Raw genomic sequence first — 17,845 nt, forward strand, 5'->3', positions numbered from 1 at the left:
ATGAGTGGAGTAGAAAGCCCACACGGTCTACTGAAAGCTTTGAACGTAGAAAAAATAGGCATGGGTGGCGCGAAAACAAAACTAAGGATAGAACTTAACGAGGGCAAGAACCGGCATATCCGACGGCTTTTTGGGGCACTTAAAGATCCAAAATTTGGAACCCCCTTAAAGGTCTTAAACTTGAACCGGATCAGCATTGGTAGTTTTAAACTCAACATTGAAAGTAGTAAGTGGCGTTACCTTTCATTGGAAGAAGAAAGAATGCTCATTAAAGATCTTGATTAACACGAAGTGCTATCTTTTACATACAGGATAAGAAATTTATAACAAAACGTTGTAGCAATATTTATAGGCCATTAATATGTAACCATGTATATTAAACCTTATAAAATAGTCTATATAGTAGGTTTTGTAATGTGAAAAGTATTTTTATTATCTACATACTCGTATGACAATTTCAACTTCAACATCTCCATGGTATTATGCACGATATAAAGTCCTAGACCTAGGCCCTCTCCTTTTCCATGAAAAGGCTTAAAATAACTGTTTATATTGTCAGTGAACTGTGCACCCCTGTTTGATAATGTGATACCCTCCTCACTAATGCGTATCTCAACGCTATGATCAGGTGCATACTTGATGGCGTTGTCTATGATATTTTTTAGCGCTAATGTAAACAGTGTAAAATCTGTAGATAGTACCAAAGGTGACTCTTCTATGATCTGGACCTGCTTTTCCAAGGCTTCTTCATCCATGATCATCAATTCCAAAGCCTGTTCAACAAGATCTTTTGCATTATAGTTTGCCATATGAAGTTCATAGTTAGAGCTTAACATTTGTTCGATCTTGGAAAATTCATTCAATAAGAGTTCCAAACGTCCAAAGACCTCTTCATACCCCTCTTTTAACTTATCTTCTTCCAAAAATGCATTGAGTATCTTTCCTTTGCCTATGGGAGTTTTAAGTTCATGCATGATGGTACGCAAAAAAAGCTGACGTGAGTTTATGAGAGACTCCAACTTACGTAAGGCATCATCAAATGCATTAGAGACCTGTGCTATCTCATCTTTTTTGTTACTTTTTACCGAAACAGACAAGTCACCTTCTCCCACCTTTTGTATCTGGGTTTGAAGTGTTTTCAGTGGTTTTAAACTCTTGGTCAACCAGACATAAAGCAACACAAGGAAAACTAAAGAAAACAGATAACCAAGAAGCAATTGCCATGGTGGCGTTTGTTTTTCTTTATCTAGAAGAAGTAGTTGGAATCTTGGACTCCCCATGGAGAGATAAAATCTGTTTTTTACTCTGAGTATCTCAAGCTTGCCACGTAAAACTTTTCTTTTTTTCATGATCTGTCCATGTTTACGAATGTTCTGTATCTTCTTCTCATCGCTAAGAAGTCTGAAGTTACTCTCTTTCAAATACATTTTGACCGTAGCATCAGAAAAATCAACCTTAGTATTGTGTCTTATGCTTTGTCTAAAGTGTTTATGTAAAAAAAGTGAGGTTTGCATGTATCTTTTTTCTATCTGTTGAAAATGTTGGGACTTTTCGATATAAAAGAAAGAAAGAAAAAATGCTGTAACAAACAGAAGGGAGACTAAAAAAATAATACGGATCTTATTGTAAATACTCATGACAGCAACCTGTAACCGACACCGCGAACAGTCTTCAACTGTATATCTTCACCCAACTTTTTTCTAAGCCGGTTGAGTATTACGGCAAGTGAACCGTCTGAACCAAACTGAAACACTTCAGAGTCATAGAGTATCTGCTCTTTCGAAACGGTTGATCCTCTGTGTTGTATTAAGAGTTTAAGTACCGCATATTCAGCAGGTGTAAGATCTAATGCTACACCATCTAAAAGTACAGTCTCTTTGTCTTCATTCAGTACAAGACGATACGTAGGTTCTTCTTCAATATGGTTTTTTTTATAACGTCGTAAAAGAGAGATAATACGCGCATACATTTCCTGTGGATCATACGGTTTGGGAAGATAATCATCTGCTCCGAGTTGTAAGCCTATGACTTTGTCACTTAGATCAGAACGTGCCGAAGAGATGATGATAGGGATGTCATATTTACTGACCACTTCTTTACAGACTTCCAGACCGTCCATTCCAGGCAAGGTAAGATCCAGTATAAGTAGATCATACTTTTCTACCCCTGCACTCAAACCCAGATAGGGGTCTTCATAGTTGGTTACTTCAAGATTATACTGTTTTAAATATGCAGTAAGAAGCGACGCATAGCCCGCGTCATCTTCTATCATCAATATCTTTGTCATGAGGTTATTATAACCTTATTTTTGTTTTTCTTGTAGAAGTGTAACAAACTTTACACGCTGTTCAGGTGTCAATATATTCATCGTTTTTTCAAATCTGGCAGCTTGCATTTCTATCTTGCTTTCTGCTTTTTGAGTAGCTTCAGCAATAAAGGCTTCTTTATCAAAACCATTGGCACTTACAAACTTACTCATATCGGACATTCCGCGTTTAGCCTGTCTTTGTGCTCTTTTTTCTTTCATTAAAGAGCGCATCTCTTTACGGTTTTCTTTCATAGCACTTTGTTGTTCCGTTGTCAGCTCTAACTGTTGAAAGATCTCTTTCATATCAGCTCGGTTGTCTTTTCTTTTTTCACACATTTTATCATTCTCTTTACAAGCTGGGCCTGCATGAACTGCAGTTGCACCTATCAATCCTGTAATTGCTACTATGGTTAATACTTTTAATGTTTTCATTTTTATACCTTTAATAGGACACTTTTAATCCTTGAATTTTATCTTTCGACACTGTAAGTATGAGGTATGAATATAAATGAAGTTTTACTGAACTCTTAACGAATCTTAACGAAGTCATATAAAATAACTAGTAGAAGTAAAGTTGAATGCTTATTGGGGAAATAAATGTAAGGGATATTTTTTTAAAAAGTAGTATATGGTCAGAAGTTTCTGTCCATATACTTAGGTTTGTATAGTTTACTATTATACTTTTGCAGATATTGTTTCACAATTTGAAACAACATCTTTTTTATAAGAATCTAACATCTCTTTAGATGCTTCATCTGTTCCCATCCTATCTTTATACTTCTGAGCAGTTTTAATAGATGTTTTACACAGTTCTACATTGTTTATTCTAGCTTCAACATTCTTTAGTACTATTTTTGCAGCAAACGGATTCATAGGTTGTTTTGCTGACACTGCACCACAGTGAGCAACAACTTTCTCTTTATATGAATCAAGTGTAGCTTTAGCCAGTTCATCAGATCTCATAGTATCTTGATACGTATGTGCTTTTTCAATAAACACTTTACAAAGTCTTTTATTTTCACTTTTTGTATTTACAATATTAAAACTTGTAAGGTCACCACTCATTGCAAATACAGTCGTTAGCGCCAATAATATTAATTTTTTCATTTTCAATCCTTTTTCTTATACATTTTATAAAATAGATAAAATGTATGTTTATATTATAATTATTATAAGTTAATTAAATAACTTATACGGAAAGTATAGCAAGTAAATCTTAAAATAATCTAAAGTTATAGTTATAATAATTATAAGTATAACAGATATGTTACATTTTGTGTGGAGTAGTTTTGTCATAGAGAACTGTATGCCCTCTATGGAAAATAGTATAGGAAAGTAGGTGAAAATAATTATGTAGTAGTTATTTTTTCAATCGGGGTAAACAGCAACGTTTGTATTTCAATCCACTGCCACAGATACATTTTTCATTGTTGGTAAAGGATACTTTATCTTCGTAGATCTCACCATCGACATACTTATACATATCGTTGATCTTAATAAACGTTGATTTTTCATGATGTAAATGTTGTACATGATCAAATATATAGTAGGCTTTAAACTCCACCATTTCATCATTAAAGTCGATGATCTCCAAATGCTGCCAAAAACTGTTATCTGCCCAGTCCTGTATGAATTTGAGTTCTTCATCACTCCAAGTATGATCATGGGTTGTAGCTTGAAGATAGTTCACGTCACCTAAGCAATAGGCACTATATCGTGATCGCATGAGACTGAGTGCACTCGGTGCTACCTGTTGTACTCTTAAAATAGGTTCACAACATTCTGAAAAATCCAATCCACTTTTACAATAACACTTCTTCATCTTTATTTTAAAATCCCATCATGTATTAATTTCTTACTTCTGTAAATAAGCAGTAATTAGGCGGCATCATACCATAGAAAAGATGAAGTAAAACAGTTACTTCATTCCATCCAACTCTTTTCACTTATCACTACACTGTGTACATCATCTATCAATGTCAATTCATTATCAGAGATGTTAGCCTGGAGTGACATAGCACGTTTTGAAAGCTCTTCGATATCACCATCGATGTCGAGATGTATGACTTGAAGATTGGAAAAACGGGCAAGAGATGTTTGTATCTGTTTCCACCATGAGCTAGCCATACCTTCCTGGTAGGTATAGATGATCACTTTTTCAGAACGGCCACACGCTTTTTTTATACGCTTCTCGTCAAGTTGCCCCAGATCTATCCATAGTGTGATGTCTCCACCTAAAGACTTTTGCCATAGATCAGGCTCATCCTCTTGCGATATACCCTTACAAAATTCCAAGTCATCATTAGCATTAAGTATAAATGCAACCAATCGTACCATAAGACGCAAGTCCGTTTCGGAAGGATGTTTCGCCATAGTCAAATTATGCTCTGCATAATAATGGGTGTCCATATTTGCTATGTTCAGTAATGCTTTATATATGGTTGCTTTAGTAGCCATGATGTTCCTTATCTTATATATATGAGAGTATATCTGTTCTAAATATAAATTTAGTATACTACCCCCATAATAAGAATGAACAATTAAACTCATGGAGATACGCAATGCCGAGTAATAAAGATTTACCTTTAAACAATATTTTCATCCCTTCTAAAGTACCTTCGAAAAAGTTGATGATCATTCTTCATGGTCGGGGCGACTCATCTAAAGGATTTGCTTTTTTACCACCCTACCTCAACATAGATGAGATGAACTACCTTTTACTCGATGCTCCCTATTTTTACTTTGGAGGCTTTTCATGGTATGATCTGCCACCCAACCAATTAGAAGGTATTGCATCTTCAAGTGCCATACTTGCAGATATCTTAGATGACCTCTTTGAAGAAGAATTCAACGCAGATGAAAGCTTTTTGTTTGGCTTTTCACAAGGTGCACTGCTTACTTTTGAATTTGGTGCCAGGTATAAAAAAGTACTTGCAGGGTACATTGCCGTCAGCGGATATATCTACGATACAAACAATCTTCTAGAAGAGATGAATCCAAATGTAAATAATTCCAGCTGGCTATGTACACATGGAACGTATGATGGTGTACTACCTTACAACACTTCAAAAGCACAAGTTGAGACATTACAGAATGGCGGATTTAACATAGAGTTTAAAAGTTATGATAAAGATCATACTATCGCCGAAGAAGAGCTAATAATGATAAAAGAGTGGATCATCTCTAAATAAATATCTAGTTGCGCCTACAAATACAATATGGTAATATGCCACCCCTCATTTACTTTGGATGGTTTGCCTTTTAACCTCTTATATTAAGTATCAAAATCCTCTATCCATTCTCACAGTTCAAATGTAAATTAAGTCTATAAATTCTCCAAGTACTAATTTATAATGTTTCCAAAGCAATCTATATTCATGATTGATCTTATGTTTAAATAAATTAAAAAATTAAATCAATAGATTTACTTGACATTAAAAGTTGATTTAGCTATTATCGCGAAATATATACAAAATATTAAAACTATTATATAAATAGTTCATGTTAAAAGGAGAAATTTTGAAAATAAAAACATTCGCAAGTATAATTGCATTCGCACTCATCACATCAACAATACATGCAAGTACCCAAGAGAACATTACAGAAGTAAGATCTATATCTAACTATAATGTATCAGTAACGACGATCTATCAAAATATGAGTACAGCTCATATACAAGAAGAAGTAGAAAAACATAGTAATAATGGAACTTTATCTTTTGTATTGGGTCAAGAACTCATAAAAAGATGGACACAAAGCTAACACGCTCTATTGTATTGAAGATTATGATGTTTTAGAGGATGAAGATCTTATAGTATGCTCTATTTTTCTTCGCTCTGCTATTTGCATCATCTCTTTCTTTTCTTCAATACTTGCCTTGTTCCATAGGCGCATATCATTAAAAGTACGAAAACATCCTAGACAGACCTCTTCTTCATTAAGACAGCATTTCTTGATACACGGTTTGTTTATATCTGCCATGTTGTTATCCTAAGTACATACATATTTTAAGCCTCTAAACGCTTCAACTTCTTCTCTCCATACCACCATAAGAAGAGTGCTGAAGAGAAGATGATCATATCTAGCCCTATCCAAAGAGACAATATACCAAAACCAAACATTGCCAACACAGAAAATACCACCACCGGTGCGACAAGTTGTCTGTAGATGCTTATAGGCATGATGACTGCCGGCTTACCTATGCCTTGAAGCATGGCTATATAGATGAAGATAACTACAAACCCATACGAAGCCACCCCACTCACACGTAGATACAATGCAGTTTGCTCTATGACAGCAGGGTCAGAGGTGAGCAATGAGGCAAAGTAGTCTGCAAAAAGTAAAAAAGAAGTCACACCCAGTGTACTCATGATCCATCCGTAGCGTATCGCCAAACGTAATGTTGGCGTAATACGTTCATACGCTTTGGCGCCGTTGTTTTGAGAGACTATAGCGAGTGTGGCAATGTTGAGTCCTATGACTGGCATGAGAAAGATCTGTTCTATACGCATACCTATACCAAATGCCGCCACAGCTTCTTTACCAAAAGGTGCGACAAAATACGTGATAATATACATACCAAATGCCATCATGAACATGTTTACACTAGGTGGTAAACCTTGTTTGAGCAGTTTTTTCATGACATGACCGTCATAGGTAAACGCTGACAATCCAGACCACAACTTTGTTTGTCTTACTCTGTAGATCAGGTAAAACATCGTGATGGCTTCAGCGATGATAGTTGCCAATGCTATGCCGCTCACACCCATCGTAAAGTACTCTATGAACAGATAGTCTAAAATGATGTTAAGAAATGCAGTAACAATAAGTACATTTCTAAACGACTTGGTATCACCTACGGAGTTAAGCAGTGCATTAAAAAAGAATGCACCTACAAAAAACACTGCGCCATACAAAATAAGGTTGATGTAGTCAAGCGTCTCTACAACATACGAAGGGTCACCCAACGCTTCAACCAGATAAGGCACAGATAACACCCCTAACACAGACAGTACCAAAGACAACAATACCCCAAAGGCTATAGCGTTAAGTGCAATATGCTGAGCTTTAGGGATGTCCTTCTCCCCCAAAGCATTTCCTACTAAAGAAGTCACCGCTTCAGACATCCCGATACCTATGGCAAGTACCATAAAAAATACAGAAGCCGACAAAGAAAGTGCTGCGAGTGCCTGAGTAGAGATGAGTCCTGCGAAAAAGGTATCGGTGACATTAAACATCGTATGAAAAAAGTACCCTACCACAGCAGGTACAGCAAGTTTTACGATGTGCTGCTTAATGATACCCTGGGTTAAGTCTATGTGCATTATGCTTCTTTGTAACCCAAATTTTGTAATTGCATTATGAAAATAGTGTTTGTGCTTGTGTTTAGGATGTTTATAAAAAATTTGAGTTTAACCAAAAGGTTAAGCGATGATTTTTTGTGAATATCCCAGACGCATAATAAATTCTAGTTTTATGATTCTCTTACATATTTTGGGTTTAATATTATTTTGATGGTACTTTATGGGGGCTTTGGTTTGGCTAAAGAAGTCCATATCAAGACACTTTTGATATACTTCACCTACTAAAGAAAAGGGAAAATAGATGAATAAAGCGGTTATGGAGAAGATAGCTATTTGCAAAGCCGAACGGATGCCATACCTCGATCTTAGCCATCTGGGACTGTCAGAGATTCCTCCTGAAGTCAGCTCATTGGTTTGGCTCGAACGCCTTTCTCTTTCTAATAATCATATCTCAGACTTAACTGCTCTGACATCACTCATAAAGATACACAAACTCTCACTTTCACATAATCAGATATCTGACCTTTCCGCCTTATCATCATATGAAAGACTAAAGTTTCTTTTCATACAAAATAATGCTATCTCCGATATCACAGTATTAAGTCATATACCCTCACTTAAAAAAATTGTAGCGCATGACAATCATATAAAAGACACTGAAAGTCTTAGTTTACTATCTCATCTTGTGTACTTGGATGTAAAATACAACCCCATTCAAAATGTACAAACATTAAAAAAGTTAGCCACACTCCACGTACTGAAAGTTTGATGTCACTTCTATAGTAAAAAGTTTTAGACTCTCTCCTAAACTATGTTATGTAAATGTAATATATTTTCATTATTATCTGATTATAAATATATAAAAGGAAAAGTAATGAAAGTTAAAACAGCAAAAATACTAGGAAAAATTATCCCACTTTCACTTATTACTGTAAGTATCATCTATACTTCTGGGTTGTTAAACCTTAGTGATACATCAACTCAAATCACATATAGTAACATGAGCACTATGGAATTACAAGAAGAAGTAGAGAAACTAAGCCAAAATGAAGATGTGCCTTTTCCAATGGGTATGGAACTTATAAAAAGATGGACGAACAATAACGTCACTATAGCAAGTTACTAGCCAACCCCATCGCAGAAGTAATCGCACCCTCCAAATATCCACCTTCTCTAAAAGCACTCTCTGTACCGGAAAATATCACTTTCCCCTCAAAATGTGTTGCATCAAAACCATAAGAAGGATGTTCTTGCAAAGGCATAGCATCAAGTGCTGTTGAAGTATATGTCTCTTTTTTCCAGTCTACAAAATAAATCTTTGAAGCTTTGGCAGCATTTCTCCCATGAAGTCGTATAAGTTGTTCGATGACAGCCTCTTCCAAATTCTCAAACTTCGCATAACTATGTACAAATCCAAAGAGTGCGGCTTTGTCCTCAGTACAGGCATCATGTATCTCACCTAATGGTCCAACATGAGAAACAGCAAAACCGCTTAAGCCCTCTTCTCTCCAAAATGCCTCCGGATACTCTATCACACATTTGACAGAGTATCCCATCCATGTTGGTATATTCTGAAATTGTGTATGAAGTGCTTCAGGGAGTGCAGGAAAGTACTCTATGTTGTCAACAGTTAAACGTGGAGGCAATGTTGAGATCACCCTATCTGCCTCATATGTTTTAGCTGTTGTTTTGAGTACTACCATTTCATTTGTCTCTGTTAAAGATAGAGCTTTTTCGCTGAGATTGACAGGCTTATTAAGTCGTTTTTCTAAAGCATTGACCAATTGACCAATGCCACCTTTGATACGGTAAGAAGTTGAAGTTGAAGGAGCGAATCGTTGTACACCATCAGGAGCATCATATAGAGCATGTCCTTCTGTATATTGAGGAAAAAGTTCCAAACCTAATGTCTTTATGAGCTGTAAGATGTTTTTTTGATGAGGCCAAACCCAAGATGGCCCAATATCATGTCCATCCATACCCATGATCCGTCCACCTGTACGCTCACGCGCTTCTACGACAGTCACCTCATAACTGTCTTGAAGTAAAACAGCACTGTAAAGCCCACTAAGCCCTGCACCGATAATAAGTAATTTCTTTTTTTTCATGCCGTCATTGTAGCCAATGATCATATGAGAAAGATAAAACACCTATATCTCTTTGATGATTTTCAAAAGTTTCTAAAATAAGTTATAATAATAAAAAGGAGAGAAGATGAAACAAATGAAACTATGGGGTGTAGTTTTTACGCTCATTTTAGTTGCAAGTATCCTGCAGGCTGAAACAAAGCGTTATGAAGTTAAATCGGGGATCATTGAATATACTGTCAAAGGCGGTGGGGATATGATGGGGATACAAACCCAAATAGAAGGGACGAGTAAAGCGCTGTTCAATAATTGGGGAAATGTAGAACTCCATAAAGATACAACGAAAACCCTCATCATGGGTAGAGAGGAACATACACGTCAAACGACAAAGATAGAGAATGGACAAGTGTATGTAGTAGACTATGAACAAAAGGTCATTGTACAGTATGATCCTAGCACACTGATGCAATCTGAGCATAAAGACCTTGCAAAAAGCTCTAAAGAGATGATACTTGCCATGGGTGGTAAAAAAATAGGTGAAGAGTCCATACAAGGCTATGATTGTGAAGTATGGGAAACACCGCAGATAAAACTTTGGCTACATAAAGGTGTCTTACTTAAATCTGAAGCCAATATCATGGGTATCACACACTCAACAGAAGCTACGAATATTAACCTGGATGCATCTGTATCTGATGAAGATCTAAAATTACCTGACTTTCCGATACAAACAATGGAAGAGAGTATGAAGAACAACAATAGCAATATGCCACAAATGACACCTGAACAGATGCAGCAAATGCAGGAGATGATGAAAAGTTTCACCCAAAAATAAAAGGAAATAAAATATGAAAAATGTACTTATTATTAACGGACATCAACGATATGATGAAGTTGCAGAGGGTAAATTAACTAAATTGTTTATAGACACTGCGGATGAATTTTTTTCTAAAAATGGATTTAATGTAAAACACAGTGTTGTAGAAAGTGACTATGTCATCAAGGATGAACTTGAAAAATTTGACTGGGCGGACTATATTTTATTTCAGTACCCTGTGTACTGGATGGGTGTGCCATGGATCACTAAAAAATACATAGATGAAATATTCTCTGCTGGTGTGAACACGGTAACTTATGTAAGTGATGGAAGAAGCAGACATGATGCTTCTAAAAGATACGGTAGTGGCGGACTGATGCAAGGTAAGAAATATATGTTGAGTTTAACCTATAATTGTCCCACCACAGAATTTGATGATAAGGATGGATTTTTTGATGGACTCTCTTTAGATGAAGCAAATATTGCAACCCATAAATTATTTCAGTTCTGTGGAGCAGAACCACTTGAAACATATGCTATACACGACATATTTAAAAGTGACTTGGATATAGATAGTGAACTCACACGCTTTAAAGCTACATTAGAAAAAAATTTCATAACTGGACAATAAAATCTCTTTCTTCGTTACCCTAATATAAAGGTAACGAGTCTACTAATATATTTAATGAATTCATTACTTTTTAGAATTTAATCTTGACTGATATTCTTGTCCATGGTCACACACTGGACAATTCTTTAACGCTTTTTTACCATAGTGTACATGACCGCACACCTCACATATCCATGCTTCTTCAGGGTCTTCGCTTACATGCTCTGCATCTGCTTCAAGTCTGTCTAAAAGCATTTGAAACATCTTTTCATGTTCTACTTCTATCTTACCGATGCCCGTAAATAATCTTGCTGCTTCTTTGTGCCCTTCATCTTTTGCAACTTGTGCAAAATCAGGATACATCGTTACATTTTCATAAGACTCACCGTCTATAGCGTACTGAAGATTTTCTTTTGTATTTCCAAAGCTCTCTTCACTGTCACTTGCCATTCTATTGTTTAACGCAAGTTCAAGTTTGGCATGTACTTTTTCATTGTTCGCTGCTCTTTGAAAATGTTCAGCTATATCTCTATAACCCTCTTTTTGTGCTACCTTAGCAAAGTACTCATACTTGTTTCTTGCCTGTGATTCACCTGCAAATGCCTTCATTAGATTGACCATGGTCAAATTTTCAGTGACCATTTCCATAGCCTCTCCACAACAGTTTAATGTACCACCACCTACACTTTGCACTTCAACTTCGTTACCACATTTGTTACATTTATATGTTTCGTATTGTCTCATTTTGAATTCCTTTAATGTTTAATTTTATATGTTTTTTACAAGATTTATTTTATATTCTCTTATTCTCTATTCTAGCTAACTTTAACGGGGAAATTCTAATTCAACTAAAAGAATATGGACATCACTCAAAGCATCTACATGCAGCTCTTCATCTGAGATCTTGGCAGCATCACCCTGTTCTACAACAACACCATTAATAGTTGCCTTACCCTCCATTACCTTCAAATAAAGCTGTCTGTTTTCTTTAAGTTCAAAGGTAAGACTCTTGTCTTTGTCTAATTCAGAAACATACATGTTGGCATCTTGGTAAATGGGTATGGCACTATCAGTTTCAACTGGACCTACCAGATGCAACCATCTATTGTGACGTGTTTCTTGGTCAAAAACTTTAGAGCCGTATCTGGGGTTTAGCCCTTTCGCTTTTGGAAGTATCCACGTTTGTATGAGGTGTACTTCTTCATCACCTTCATTTTTTTCCGAGTGTGTGATGCCCGTCCCTGCACTAAGATACTGTATAGCACCCCGCCCTAAGCGCTCTTTGTTTCCCATACTGTCTTGATGTGTCAACTCTCCACGTATAATGTAGGTGATGATCTCCATATCCTTATGAGGGTGTGTGTCAAAACCTGTATCAGGCTGGATGATATCATCGTTCATAACACGTAAAGCCCCGCAGTTCATATTGGATTTGTCATGATACTCTGCAAAAGAAAAATGAAACCGACTTTGCAACCAACCATGGTCAGCTGCATAGAGGGTATTAAAAGGAATATGAGTCGTCAAAGTGCCAAGTCTCTAAACAATCCCAAAATGAGTCACCTTTGATGTCATCTTTCACTTCATAAACCAGTGTTGTTTCAAAGTCATGCAAGTATTTGTCATATACTGTTTCTCTCTCATGCTTAAGTGGAGTAGCACAGTGACATGCTTGATACCATTCAAGTGTATCATCATCTGTTTTCAGTGCCTGTTGCATCGCATTCACGATATATGAACCATCTGGTTCTTGATCAGCAATACTTCCATCTGTCAAAGCCGTAAAAAAAGCTTTCATCTTGAGTTTGTCTATTTTTGCTTTTACTTTGTATAACATGATCATCCTTCTAAGGTATATACTTGAGTGTCAAAATTTATATGCACTCACTGGTCTTTTTGATATGTCTTATACTTTAAAACTCTCTCGAAGTATCATACTTCATATCATACTATATATCAATAATTATTAAATAAAAATTATTCAACACTTTATAGCTTTAAATAATATAATCAGAGGCAGATATTATAAATAGTCTGCTAATATAAGAATATAAAAACCGTTATATTAAAAAGGAAACAAATGAAACTGAGTCACCTAAATAAAATAGTACTGGCAGCCGTCACTATGCTTGTATCTACTACCATAGCAACTGCTGACGGATACAAATTCAAAGTATGTGAAAGGGCTGAAACATCATTATGGGATACGATTCAAACGATCGACAGTAGTTCGGATAGAGCTTTTGTTGAAAGTCTCCAAAAAGAAGACAAGAAGACATATTATAAGATAGCATCATCAAAACTAGAGACAAGTATGGCTGACGTAAGACAAAGATGTAAAACTGTATCTAAAGATCAACTTGATGCATATGAGACTCTAAAGCGTGAAATGCACAAAAAACTTAACGATTTATAACATCTATGAATATTACCTATCAACTCTCACAAGATGAATACCTACACGCCGTAAACCTGCACCATAAAAAAGGAACCCGGCTTATAAGGCTCGCTATTTATATTGCCTTGGCAACCATTATAGTCATAGTTGGAACTGATTTCTCCAATACCCGTGAAATCATCACTAACGTTATCGCTGCATTTTTTTCTATCTCTTTTTACATACTCTTTGTACGTATGTTATCTGTCTATCAAGCTAAAAGCGTTTATCAAAAAAGTGCTATTTTACCATATGAGGTTACACTACATATTTCTGCTAAAGGCATTAAGTTCGATAAAAATAATAGTAAAGCTTCCATCCCATGGAATGTTTTTATCAAGTGTAAAAATGATGAAGACTTTTACCTACTCTATACAAATCCTCGCAGATTCAATGTCATTCCTACCCGTGCCATGAGTGAAACACAAAAAAAAGAGTTTGATGCCTATCTTGAGAAATATATTCCTTAAGATTAAAGCGTTTGTACAATAGCTTTCAAAACATATGTGTCATTTGGGTTCAACACTTTTGAATCTTCCCTTGCGTTGGATGTTTCTAAACATACCATGCTTCTATAACCATCCGCAGTCATGTCATTCATCTGCTTTGACTTCTCTATCCAAGGGTTCCACACGACCAGAGAGTTCGACCCCTCCTGTTGCAATTTGACTTTAGTATCTCCATCAAATAAATCAATAGTCTCAGAAGGATAAAAATAGACTCTATCAACCTCTTCCTGTATAAGAATATCACCCCTTTGAATATAGTTTTTTTCATCCAGGGCATCATAATAATTCCGACCATCCAACCCTTTTATTAAAACAGTCTCAATATCTGAAACAGAAAAATACGTATGTAGTGCTGTGCTTATCTCAAATGGTTTTATATCTGTATTGGTTACACTAAGAGCTATACTTAATGCTTCACCAATGAGTATATCCAGTGTCACATCAAAAAGGTAGTTCCACTGAGCTAAAGTATGTGCATTGGGTGTGAGTTGCAGACGAATGTACGTTGTACTGTCATCTTTTTCTTCTTCTGAAATAACAGCCCATAGCTGTGTACGTGCAAAGCCATGTTGTGGTAGGCTGGGGTTGTCTTTATTTTTTCCAAACCAGGGGAAACAAATAGGGATACCCCCTCTAATAGCTTTTCCTTCTTCAAAATAAGCCGCCTGGCTTAACCACAACAAAGAAGGTTTGTCCTTCACTTTATAATGAAACAGATGTGCACCTTGAAGTGCTATCTTTGCTTCTGCCTCTTTGTTCTTTATCTCTATGTACTTAAACCCATTATCAAGCTGTTTGTGTGTTATCAAACTATGTTCCTTCTCTTATACGCATCAAAGAAGAGGAATCGCCCACTTCTTATAATATGCTACCAATCTAAGTATGATACCTGCAGTAAACACCATGATCATAGTATTAAAGGATATCAGATCATAAAGATCTAACACATATAGGGTCAAACCTATTAAAAGTGCAATAGTGCCGTAAAATCCTGTTTTAAGTACAAAAGGAACCTCATTGATGATCACATCTCTGATGATACCTCCTCCTACTGCTGTGACAAAGGCCAGAGCCAACACACCCGTAAGATTTAGTTCCGCTTCAATGGCAATGAGTGCCCCTGTAATACTAAAAGAGATAAGACCTATGGAGTCACTGAGTATAAACAGAATTTTGTTCTCTATACTGTCTCTTTTATCAAATCTAAAGAGTATCAGTAAGATCATCACGATGAGAATAGTCAGTGCAGGCATATTGTGTGTAAACGTATAAGGCGTTTTATCTACCGCGATATCTCTGATGAGTCCACCACCCAGTGCAGTAAGAAATACAGAGATCAATGCACCCAGAAAATCAAGTTTATTTCGTACTGCCACAAAAAAGCCAGAGATGGCAAAAGCGATGATACCGATGTACTCTGCAACTTCAAACATACATAGATGCTTTTATGAAACTATACTTAGTTTGAGATACAGTCATTACCACGTGAACCCCATTTTACAATAATATCTTTTCTGTCTGTTTCAAAGTAAGTTTTACATGTCCGCTGAACAACATCCGTTCCATACCCATACATTCCATAATAACCGCTATTGTAAGGACCATGGAAATACCCCATATTCATAGTAGGATAACTGTAAATTCTTGATCTCTCGTAGACATACACTGTATTTTTATTTGGCAATGTATACGTGCTATCTGGATACCCTATTTTCACTATTAAGTTGTTAATATTTTGCCCCACCCAGGCATTATACTTGTTAACAAACTTTTCATGTGTTGCACACCCTTGCATCAATAAAATGGCCAAAGAGATAAATGTAATGCTCAATAATTTCTTCATAGGAATAACTCCTTTCTCATAAATATAAATAGTTACTTTTTAAAGTATACAATTATAGTGTAGTAATTGTAAAGTTTTATAGCGAAGAAAAAAAATAATGTGACACAAATATAGCTATGTTTGTGTCACAAAATTACTTTTCTTGTAATTTCTTCTTTAAAATAATTTTTCCTGCTTCTACCCCAGGCTGATCATAAGTATTTACATCTATCAGTTCCCCTACAAGCGAGGTCAATAATTCATAATAAAAGATAAGAGAACCAATATTGTCTTCTGTCACACTTTGTATGGTGATCGTATCTAGAGGGATATCCTCTTGCTCCTGTAACGATTCTATCACAGAGTCACATTGCATATTGATCAATTCTGAAAAAGAAAGATTATTCAGACTGTCAAGCATCTCCAAATGCGGTAGTGTAATATCTGGAATGATGATATTCTCAGGAAAATCTTGGATCTTTATAAAAGTTACAGATTTATTTCTTGTTCCTTCCATAATCAGTTGAAGGAACGAGTGCTGATCTTTTGGTCCGATAAGACCAATAGGTGTAAGTCCCACATGAAATGCACTGTGGCGTTGATGTTTTCCTAGACTTTCACCCCAAAGCTGTACATACCATTGACAGAAATACTTAAGCGTTTCAGAATAGGCAAAGATACAATTAATATTATACTGGGCATGGTTTTTTGCATAATAGATAGCTTTTTTAAGAAGTATATCCTGTGTAAATCCATGCTCAAAAAAACTGTCTTTAATCGATTTTGCACCTGCCAACAAAACCTTAATATCTATACCACACATTGCCAAAGGAACTAGACCAACAGTTGAAAGTACAGAGAACCTGCCTCCTACATTATTAGGAAGATAGAGAACTGAAGCATTTATTTCTTTTGCATACTTTTCAAGTGGAGAATCAGGATCGGTAATAAAAGTATAAGCAGAAGGGTCACTTTGTAAAGAATAAATATATTTGTAAATGGAAAAAGTCTCAACCGTACTACCTGATTTGGAGATAACCAGAAAATGGGTTTTATTGACATCAAATTTAGAAAGTATATCTGTAATGTTGATAGGGTCAGTACTTTCAAAGAAGTAAAGTTTTCTAGGCAGATCTTTTACTGGTTTCATAAATTCATAGACTGCTTTTGCTCCTAGAGAACTCCCTCCGATGCCAATCACAGCAATCGTTTCTACATCCTCCGAAATGGCATTGCAATATTCCAATATGGGAGAGATATCTTGCTCTGGAAGTGAGTAGTAGCCGATTGAATCTTGTTCTTTCTGTATAGCCTGAAAAACGCTTTGCTCCTCCTCTCTACTCTTAGAACTAAAATAGAGTGTATTTTTCATACTACGACCTTTTTTAGTTTTATTATATCCATTCCTCTTTTGCAAAACCTTGTAATTTGAACTAACTGGCTTGAGATGATGAAAAAAGTTAAAAATTAGATGATACATTTGATGATGTTGTAGCGTTGTAAGGTCTAAAAAGTGATACAAAAGATTACTATATTGGTACAAAAAAGATAAATCAGATAAAATTTATCCTATTTAAAGCTATCTTTGATATAACAATTAATAAAAAACACATACTAAAGGACATAATCATGCCAAACAATGAAGTAACGTCTCAAAAAGAAGATAATGCGTATGAGGTCATAACCTACACAGATGATGTAGCATTTAACTATACTCTACCCGGTGATGAAGAACCACAAACTATAGAACATGAACTAACCTTCATTTGGGAAGATACGATTGAAAAGTTTATAGAAGAGCATGGTACCGACAAACCTTACAAGGTAGCTACCTTTAAACGGGAAAGAGAACAAAAGATTTTTATAGAACAGATAGAAGGTAGAGCTGATGACCTCATAGACGAGGTACAAGAAGAAATAGCCAACAAAATGAAGTTTGGCTTTGAGTTTAG

25 protein-coding genes and 1 pseudogene are annotated in these 17,845 nt (G+C 35.8%); 10 read left to right on the forward strand and 16 right to left on the reverse strand.

Going from position 1 to position 17,845, the window contains the following annotated elements; translation table 11 throughout:
• A pseudogene (locus ABYK33_RS07380) lies at window positions 1–285 on the forward strand (rRNA pseudouridine synthase); the annotation flags it as partial.
• A gap of 110 nt (window positions 286–395) precedes the next feature.
• On the opposite strand, the gene ABYK33_RS07385 reads toward ABYK33_RS07380, so the two are convergent.
• The 6 genes from ABYK33_RS07385 to ABYK33_RS07410 form a co-directional block, all read right to left on the reverse strand.
• Window positions 396–1,637: an ArsS family sensor histidine kinase gene (locus tag ABYK33_RS07385; protein ID WP_373032415.1), complete on the reverse strand. Its 1,242-nt coding sequence runs from the start codon at window positions 1,635–1,637 to the stop codon at window positions 396–398.
• A complete protein-coding gene (locus ABYK33_RS07390) occupies window positions 1,634–2,287 on the reverse strand; it encodes a response regulator transcription factor (RefSeq protein WP_373032416.1) in 654 nt (217 codons plus the stop codon). The genes ABYK33_RS07385 and ABYK33_RS07390 overlap by 4 nt, the downstream gene beginning before the upstream one ends.
• A 15-nt stretch (window positions 2,288–2,302) precedes the next feature.
• A complete protein-coding gene (locus ABYK33_RS07395; RefSeq protein WP_373032417.1) occupies window positions 2,303–2,740 on the reverse strand; it encodes a Spy/CpxP family protein refolding chaperone in 438 nt (145 codons plus the stop codon).
• 243 nt (window positions 2,741–2,983) lie between these two features.
• On the reverse strand, window positions 2,984–3,415 hold the full coding sequence (locus tag ABYK33_RS07400; protein ID WP_373032418.1) for a hypothetical protein: 432 nt from the start codon (window positions 3,413–3,415) through the stop codon (window positions 2,984–2,986).
• A 253-nt stretch (window positions 3,416–3,668) separates the two neighbouring features.
• Window positions 3,669–4,130, reverse strand: coding sequence for a YchJ family protein (locus ABYK33_RS07405; protein WP_373032419.1), 462 nt, complete (start codon window positions 4,128–4,130; stop codon window positions 3,669–3,671).
• Between the two features lie 101 nt (window positions 4,131–4,231).
• Window positions 4,232–4,765, reverse strand: a complete 534-nt coding sequence (locus ABYK33_RS07410) for a YaeQ family protein (RefSeq protein WP_373032420.1) — start codon at window positions 4,763–4,765, stop codon at window positions 4,232–4,234.
• A 104-nt stretch (window positions 4,766–4,869) separates the two neighbouring features.
• On the opposite strand from ABYK33_RS07410, the gene ABYK33_RS07415 reads away from it, so the two are divergent.
• Entirely contained in the window at window positions 4,870–5,499 is a 630-nt protein-coding gene (locus ABYK33_RS07415) for an alpha/beta hydrolase (RefSeq protein WP_373032421.1), read from the forward strand.
• 328 nt (window positions 5,500–5,827) lie between these two features.
• Window positions 5,828–6,070 carry a hypothetical protein gene (locus ABYK33_RS07420; protein ID WP_373032422.1) on the forward strand — a complete coding sequence of 81 codons (243 nt, stop codon included), beginning with the start codon at window positions 5,828–5,830 and terminating at the stop codon, window positions 6,068–6,070.
• A gap of 21 nt (window positions 6,071–6,091) precedes the next feature.
• On the opposite strand, the gene ABYK33_RS07425 is transcribed toward ABYK33_RS07420, so the two are convergent.
• Together ABYK33_RS07425 and ABYK33_RS07430 are read right to left on the reverse strand one after the other, a co-directional pair.
• Window positions 6,092–6,289, reverse strand: a complete 198-nt coding sequence (locus tag ABYK33_RS07425) for a DUF1289 domain-containing protein (protein WP_373032423.1) — start codon at window positions 6,287–6,289, stop codon at window positions 6,092–6,094.
• A 26-nt stretch (window positions 6,290–6,315) separates the two neighbouring features.
• A complete protein-coding gene (locus tag ABYK33_RS07430) occupies window positions 6,316–7,632 on the reverse strand; it encodes an MATE family efflux transporter (protein WP_373032425.1) in 1,317 nt (438 codons plus the stop codon).
• A gap of 280 nt (window positions 7,633–7,912) precedes the next feature.
• Between ABYK33_RS07430 and ABYK33_RS07435 the strand changes: the two genes are divergently transcribed.
• Both ABYK33_RS07435 and ABYK33_RS07440 read left to right on the forward strand, forming a co-directional pair.
• Window positions 7,913–8,380, forward strand: coding sequence for a leucine-rich repeat domain-containing protein (locus ABYK33_RS07435; RefSeq protein ID WP_373032426.1), 468 nt, complete (start codon window positions 7,913–7,915; stop codon window positions 8,378–8,380).
• A 105-nt stretch (window positions 8,381–8,485) separates the two neighbouring features.
• A complete protein-coding gene (locus tag ABYK33_RS07440) occupies window positions 8,486–8,737 on the forward strand; it encodes a hypothetical protein (RefSeq protein WP_373032427.1) in 252 nt (83 codons plus the stop codon).
• On the opposite strand, the gene ABYK33_RS07445 is transcribed toward ABYK33_RS07440, so the two are convergent.
• On the reverse strand, window positions 8,721–9,761 hold the full coding sequence (locus ABYK33_RS07445; RefSeq protein ID WP_373032428.1) for a flavin monoamine oxidase family protein: 1,041 nt from the start codon (window positions 9,759–9,761) through the stop codon (window positions 8,721–8,723). The genes ABYK33_RS07440 and ABYK33_RS07445 overlap by 17 nt on opposite strands.
• 64 nt (window positions 9,762–9,825) lie before the next feature.
• Here ABYK33_RS07445 and ABYK33_RS07450 point away from each other — a divergent pair, with 64 nt between their 5' ends.
• Window positions 9,826–10,533, forward strand: a complete 708-nt coding sequence (locus tag ABYK33_RS07450; protein WP_373032429.1) for a DUF4412 domain-containing protein — start codon at window positions 9,826–9,828, stop codon at window positions 10,531–10,533.
• Window positions 10,534–10,546: 13 nt separating this feature from the next.
• On the forward strand, window positions 10,547–11,146 hold the full coding sequence (locus tag ABYK33_RS07455) for an NAD(P)H-dependent oxidoreductase (protein ID WP_373032430.1): 600 nt from the start codon (window positions 10,547–10,549) through the stop codon (window positions 11,144–11,146).
• Window positions 11,147–11,209: 63 nt separating this feature from the next.
• On the opposite strand, the gene ABYK33_RS07460 is transcribed toward ABYK33_RS07455, so the two are convergent.
• The 3 genes from ABYK33_RS07460 to ABYK33_RS07470 all read right to left on the reverse strand — a co-directional run bounded on the left by ABYK33_RS07460 (window position 11,210) and on the right by ABYK33_RS07470 (window position 12,962).
• Window positions 11,210–11,869, reverse strand: coding sequence for a ferritin family protein (locus ABYK33_RS07460; protein ID WP_373032432.1), 660 nt, complete (start codon window positions 11,867–11,869; stop codon window positions 11,210–11,212).
• Between the two features lie 81 nt (window positions 11,870–11,950).
• The gene (locus ABYK33_RS07465; RefSeq protein WP_373032433.1) at window positions 11,951–12,652 is read right to left on the reverse strand and encodes a pirin family protein; all 702 of its coding nucleotides are present in this window, start codon (window positions 12,650–12,652) and stop codon (window positions 11,951–11,953) included.
• Complete coding sequence (locus tag ABYK33_RS07470; RefSeq protein WP_373032434.1) at window positions 12,630–12,962, reverse strand: hypothetical protein; 333 nt, start codon at window positions 12,960–12,962, stop codon at window positions 12,630–12,632. The genes ABYK33_RS07465 and ABYK33_RS07470 overlap by 23 nt, the downstream gene beginning before the upstream one ends.
• 243 nt (window positions 12,963–13,205) lie before the next feature.
• On the opposite strand from ABYK33_RS07470, the gene ABYK33_RS07475 reads away from it, so the two are divergent.
• Together ABYK33_RS07475 and ABYK33_RS07480 are read left to right on the forward strand one after the other, a co-directional pair.
• Window positions 13,206–13,541: a hypothetical protein gene (locus ABYK33_RS07475; protein WP_373032435.1), complete on the forward strand. Its 336-nt coding sequence runs from the start codon at window positions 13,206–13,208 to the stop codon at window positions 13,539–13,541.
• Between the two features lie 5 nt (window positions 13,542–13,546).
• Entirely contained in the window at window positions 13,547–14,032 is a 486-nt protein-coding gene (locus tag ABYK33_RS07480; RefSeq protein WP_373032436.1) for a YcxB family protein, read from the forward strand.
• 2 nt (window positions 14,033–14,034) lie between these two features.
• Here ABYK33_RS07480 and ABYK33_RS07485 read toward each other — a convergent pair whose 3' ends face one another.
• The 4 genes from ABYK33_RS07485 to ABYK33_RS07500 all read right to left on the reverse strand — a co-directional run bounded on the left by ABYK33_RS07485 (window position 14,035) and on the right by ABYK33_RS07500 (window position 17,265).
• Window positions 14,035–14,880 (reverse strand): D-hexose-6-phosphate mutarotase, encoded by an 846-nt coding sequence (locus tag ABYK33_RS07485; protein WP_373032437.1) that lies wholly within the window; start codon window positions 14,878–14,880, stop codon window positions 14,035–14,037.
• Window positions 14,881–14,904: 24 nt separating this feature from the next.
• On the reverse strand, window positions 14,905–15,504 hold the full coding sequence (locus tag ABYK33_RS07490) for a trimeric intracellular cation channel family protein (RefSeq protein ID WP_373032438.1): 600 nt from the start codon (window positions 15,502–15,504) through the stop codon (window positions 14,905–14,907).
• A 26-nt stretch (window positions 15,505–15,530) separates the two neighbouring features.
• Complete coding sequence (locus tag ABYK33_RS07495) at window positions 15,531–15,914, reverse strand: hypothetical protein (RefSeq protein WP_373032440.1); 384 nt, start codon at window positions 15,912–15,914, stop codon at window positions 15,531–15,533.
• A gap of 133 nt (window positions 15,915–16,047) precedes the next feature.
• Window positions 16,048–17,265, reverse strand: coding sequence for a glucose-6-phosphate isomerase (locus ABYK33_RS07500; protein WP_373032441.1), 1,218 nt, complete (start codon window positions 17,263–17,265; stop codon window positions 16,048–16,050).
• Between the two features lie 257 nt (window positions 17,266–17,522).
• Here ABYK33_RS07500 and ABYK33_RS07505 point away from each other — a divergent pair.
• Window positions 17,523–17,845, forward strand: a 323-nt coding sequence (locus tag ABYK33_RS07505) for a hypothetical protein (protein WP_373032442.1), incomplete at its 3' end; no start/stop codon positions are given.

This window comes from Sulfurovum sp. (assembly GCF_041562805.1).
Classification (GTDB): domain Bacteria; phylum Campylobacterota; class Campylobacteria; order Campylobacterales; family Sulfurovaceae; genus Sulfurovum.

Bases quoted from the DNA above. Each gene is read 5' to 3' on its own strand.
- ABYK33_RS07410 (WP_373032420.1), bottom strand. From the start codon at position 4,765: ATGGCTACTAAAGCAACCATATATAAAGCATTACTGAACATAGCAAAT.
- ABYK33_RS07490 (WP_373032438.1), bottom strand. From the start codon at position 15,504: ATGTTTGAAGTTGCAGAGTACATCGGTATCATCGCTTTTGCCATCTCT.
- ABYK33_RS07405 (WP_373032419.1), bottom strand. From the start codon at position 4,130: ATGAAGAAGTGTTATTGTAAAAGTGGATTGGATTTTTCAGAATGTTGT.
- ABYK33_RS07400 (WP_373032418.1), bottom strand. From the start codon at position 3,415: ATGAAAAAATTAATATTATTGGCGCTAACGACTGTATTTGCAATGAGT.
- ABYK33_RS07415 (WP_373032421.1), top strand. From the start codon at position 4,870: ATGCCGAGTAATAAAGATTTACCTTTAAACAATATTTTCATCCCTTCT.
- ABYK33_RS07495 (WP_373032440.1), bottom strand. From the start codon at position 15,914: ATGAAGAAATTATTGAGCATTACATTTATCTCTTTGGCCATTTTATTG.
- ABYK33_RS07455 (WP_373032430.1), top strand. From the start codon at position 10,547: ATGAAAAATGTACTTATTATTAACGGACATCAACGATATGATGAAGTT.
- ABYK33_RS07470 (WP_373032434.1), bottom strand. From the start codon at position 12,962: ATGTTATACAAAGTAAAAGCAAAAATAGACAAACTCAAGATGAAAGCT.
- ABYK33_RS07500 (WP_373032441.1), bottom strand. From the start codon at position 17,265: ATGAAAAATACACTCTATTTTAGTTCTAAGAGTAGAGAGGAGGAGCAA.
- ABYK33_RS07440 (WP_373032427.1), top strand. From the start codon at position 8,486: ATGAAAGTTAAAACAGCAAAAATACTAGGAAAAATTATCCCACTTTCA.
- ABYK33_RS07480 (WP_373032436.1), top strand. From the start codon at position 13,547: ATGAATATTACCTATCAACTCTCACAAGATGAATACCTACACGCCGTA.
- ABYK33_RS07430 (WP_373032425.1), bottom strand. From the start codon at position 7,632: ATGCACATAGACTTAACCCAGGGTATCATTAAGCAGCACATCGTAAAA.
- ABYK33_RS07435 (WP_373032426.1), top strand. From the start codon at position 7,913: ATGAATAAAGCGGTTATGGAGAAGATAGCTATTTGCAAAGCCGAACGG.
- ABYK33_RS07390 (WP_373032416.1), bottom strand. From the start codon at position 2,287: ATGACAAAGATATTGATGATAGAAGATGACGCGGGCTATGCGTCGCTT.
- ABYK33_RS07450 (WP_373032429.1), top strand. From the start codon at position 9,826: ATGAAACAAATGAAACTATGGGGTGTAGTTTTTACGCTCATTTTAGTT.
- ABYK33_RS07425 (WP_373032423.1), bottom strand. From the start codon at position 6,289: ATGGCAGATATAAACAAACCGTGTATCAAGAAATGCTGTCTTAATGAA.
- ABYK33_RS07475 (WP_373032435.1), top strand. From the start codon at position 13,206: ATGAAACTGAGTCACCTAAATAAAATAGTACTGGCAGCCGTCACTATG.
- ABYK33_RS07395 (WP_373032417.1), bottom strand. From the start codon at position 2,740: ATGAAAACATTAAAAGTATTAACCATAGTAGCAATTACAGGATTGATA.
- ABYK33_RS07385 (WP_373032415.1), bottom strand. From the start codon at position 1,637: ATGAGTATTTACAATAAGATCCGTATTATTTTTTTAGTCTCCCTTCTG.
- ABYK33_RS07460 (WP_373032432.1), bottom strand. From the start codon at position 11,869: ATGAGACAATACGAAACATATAAATGTAACAAATGTGGTAACGAAGTT.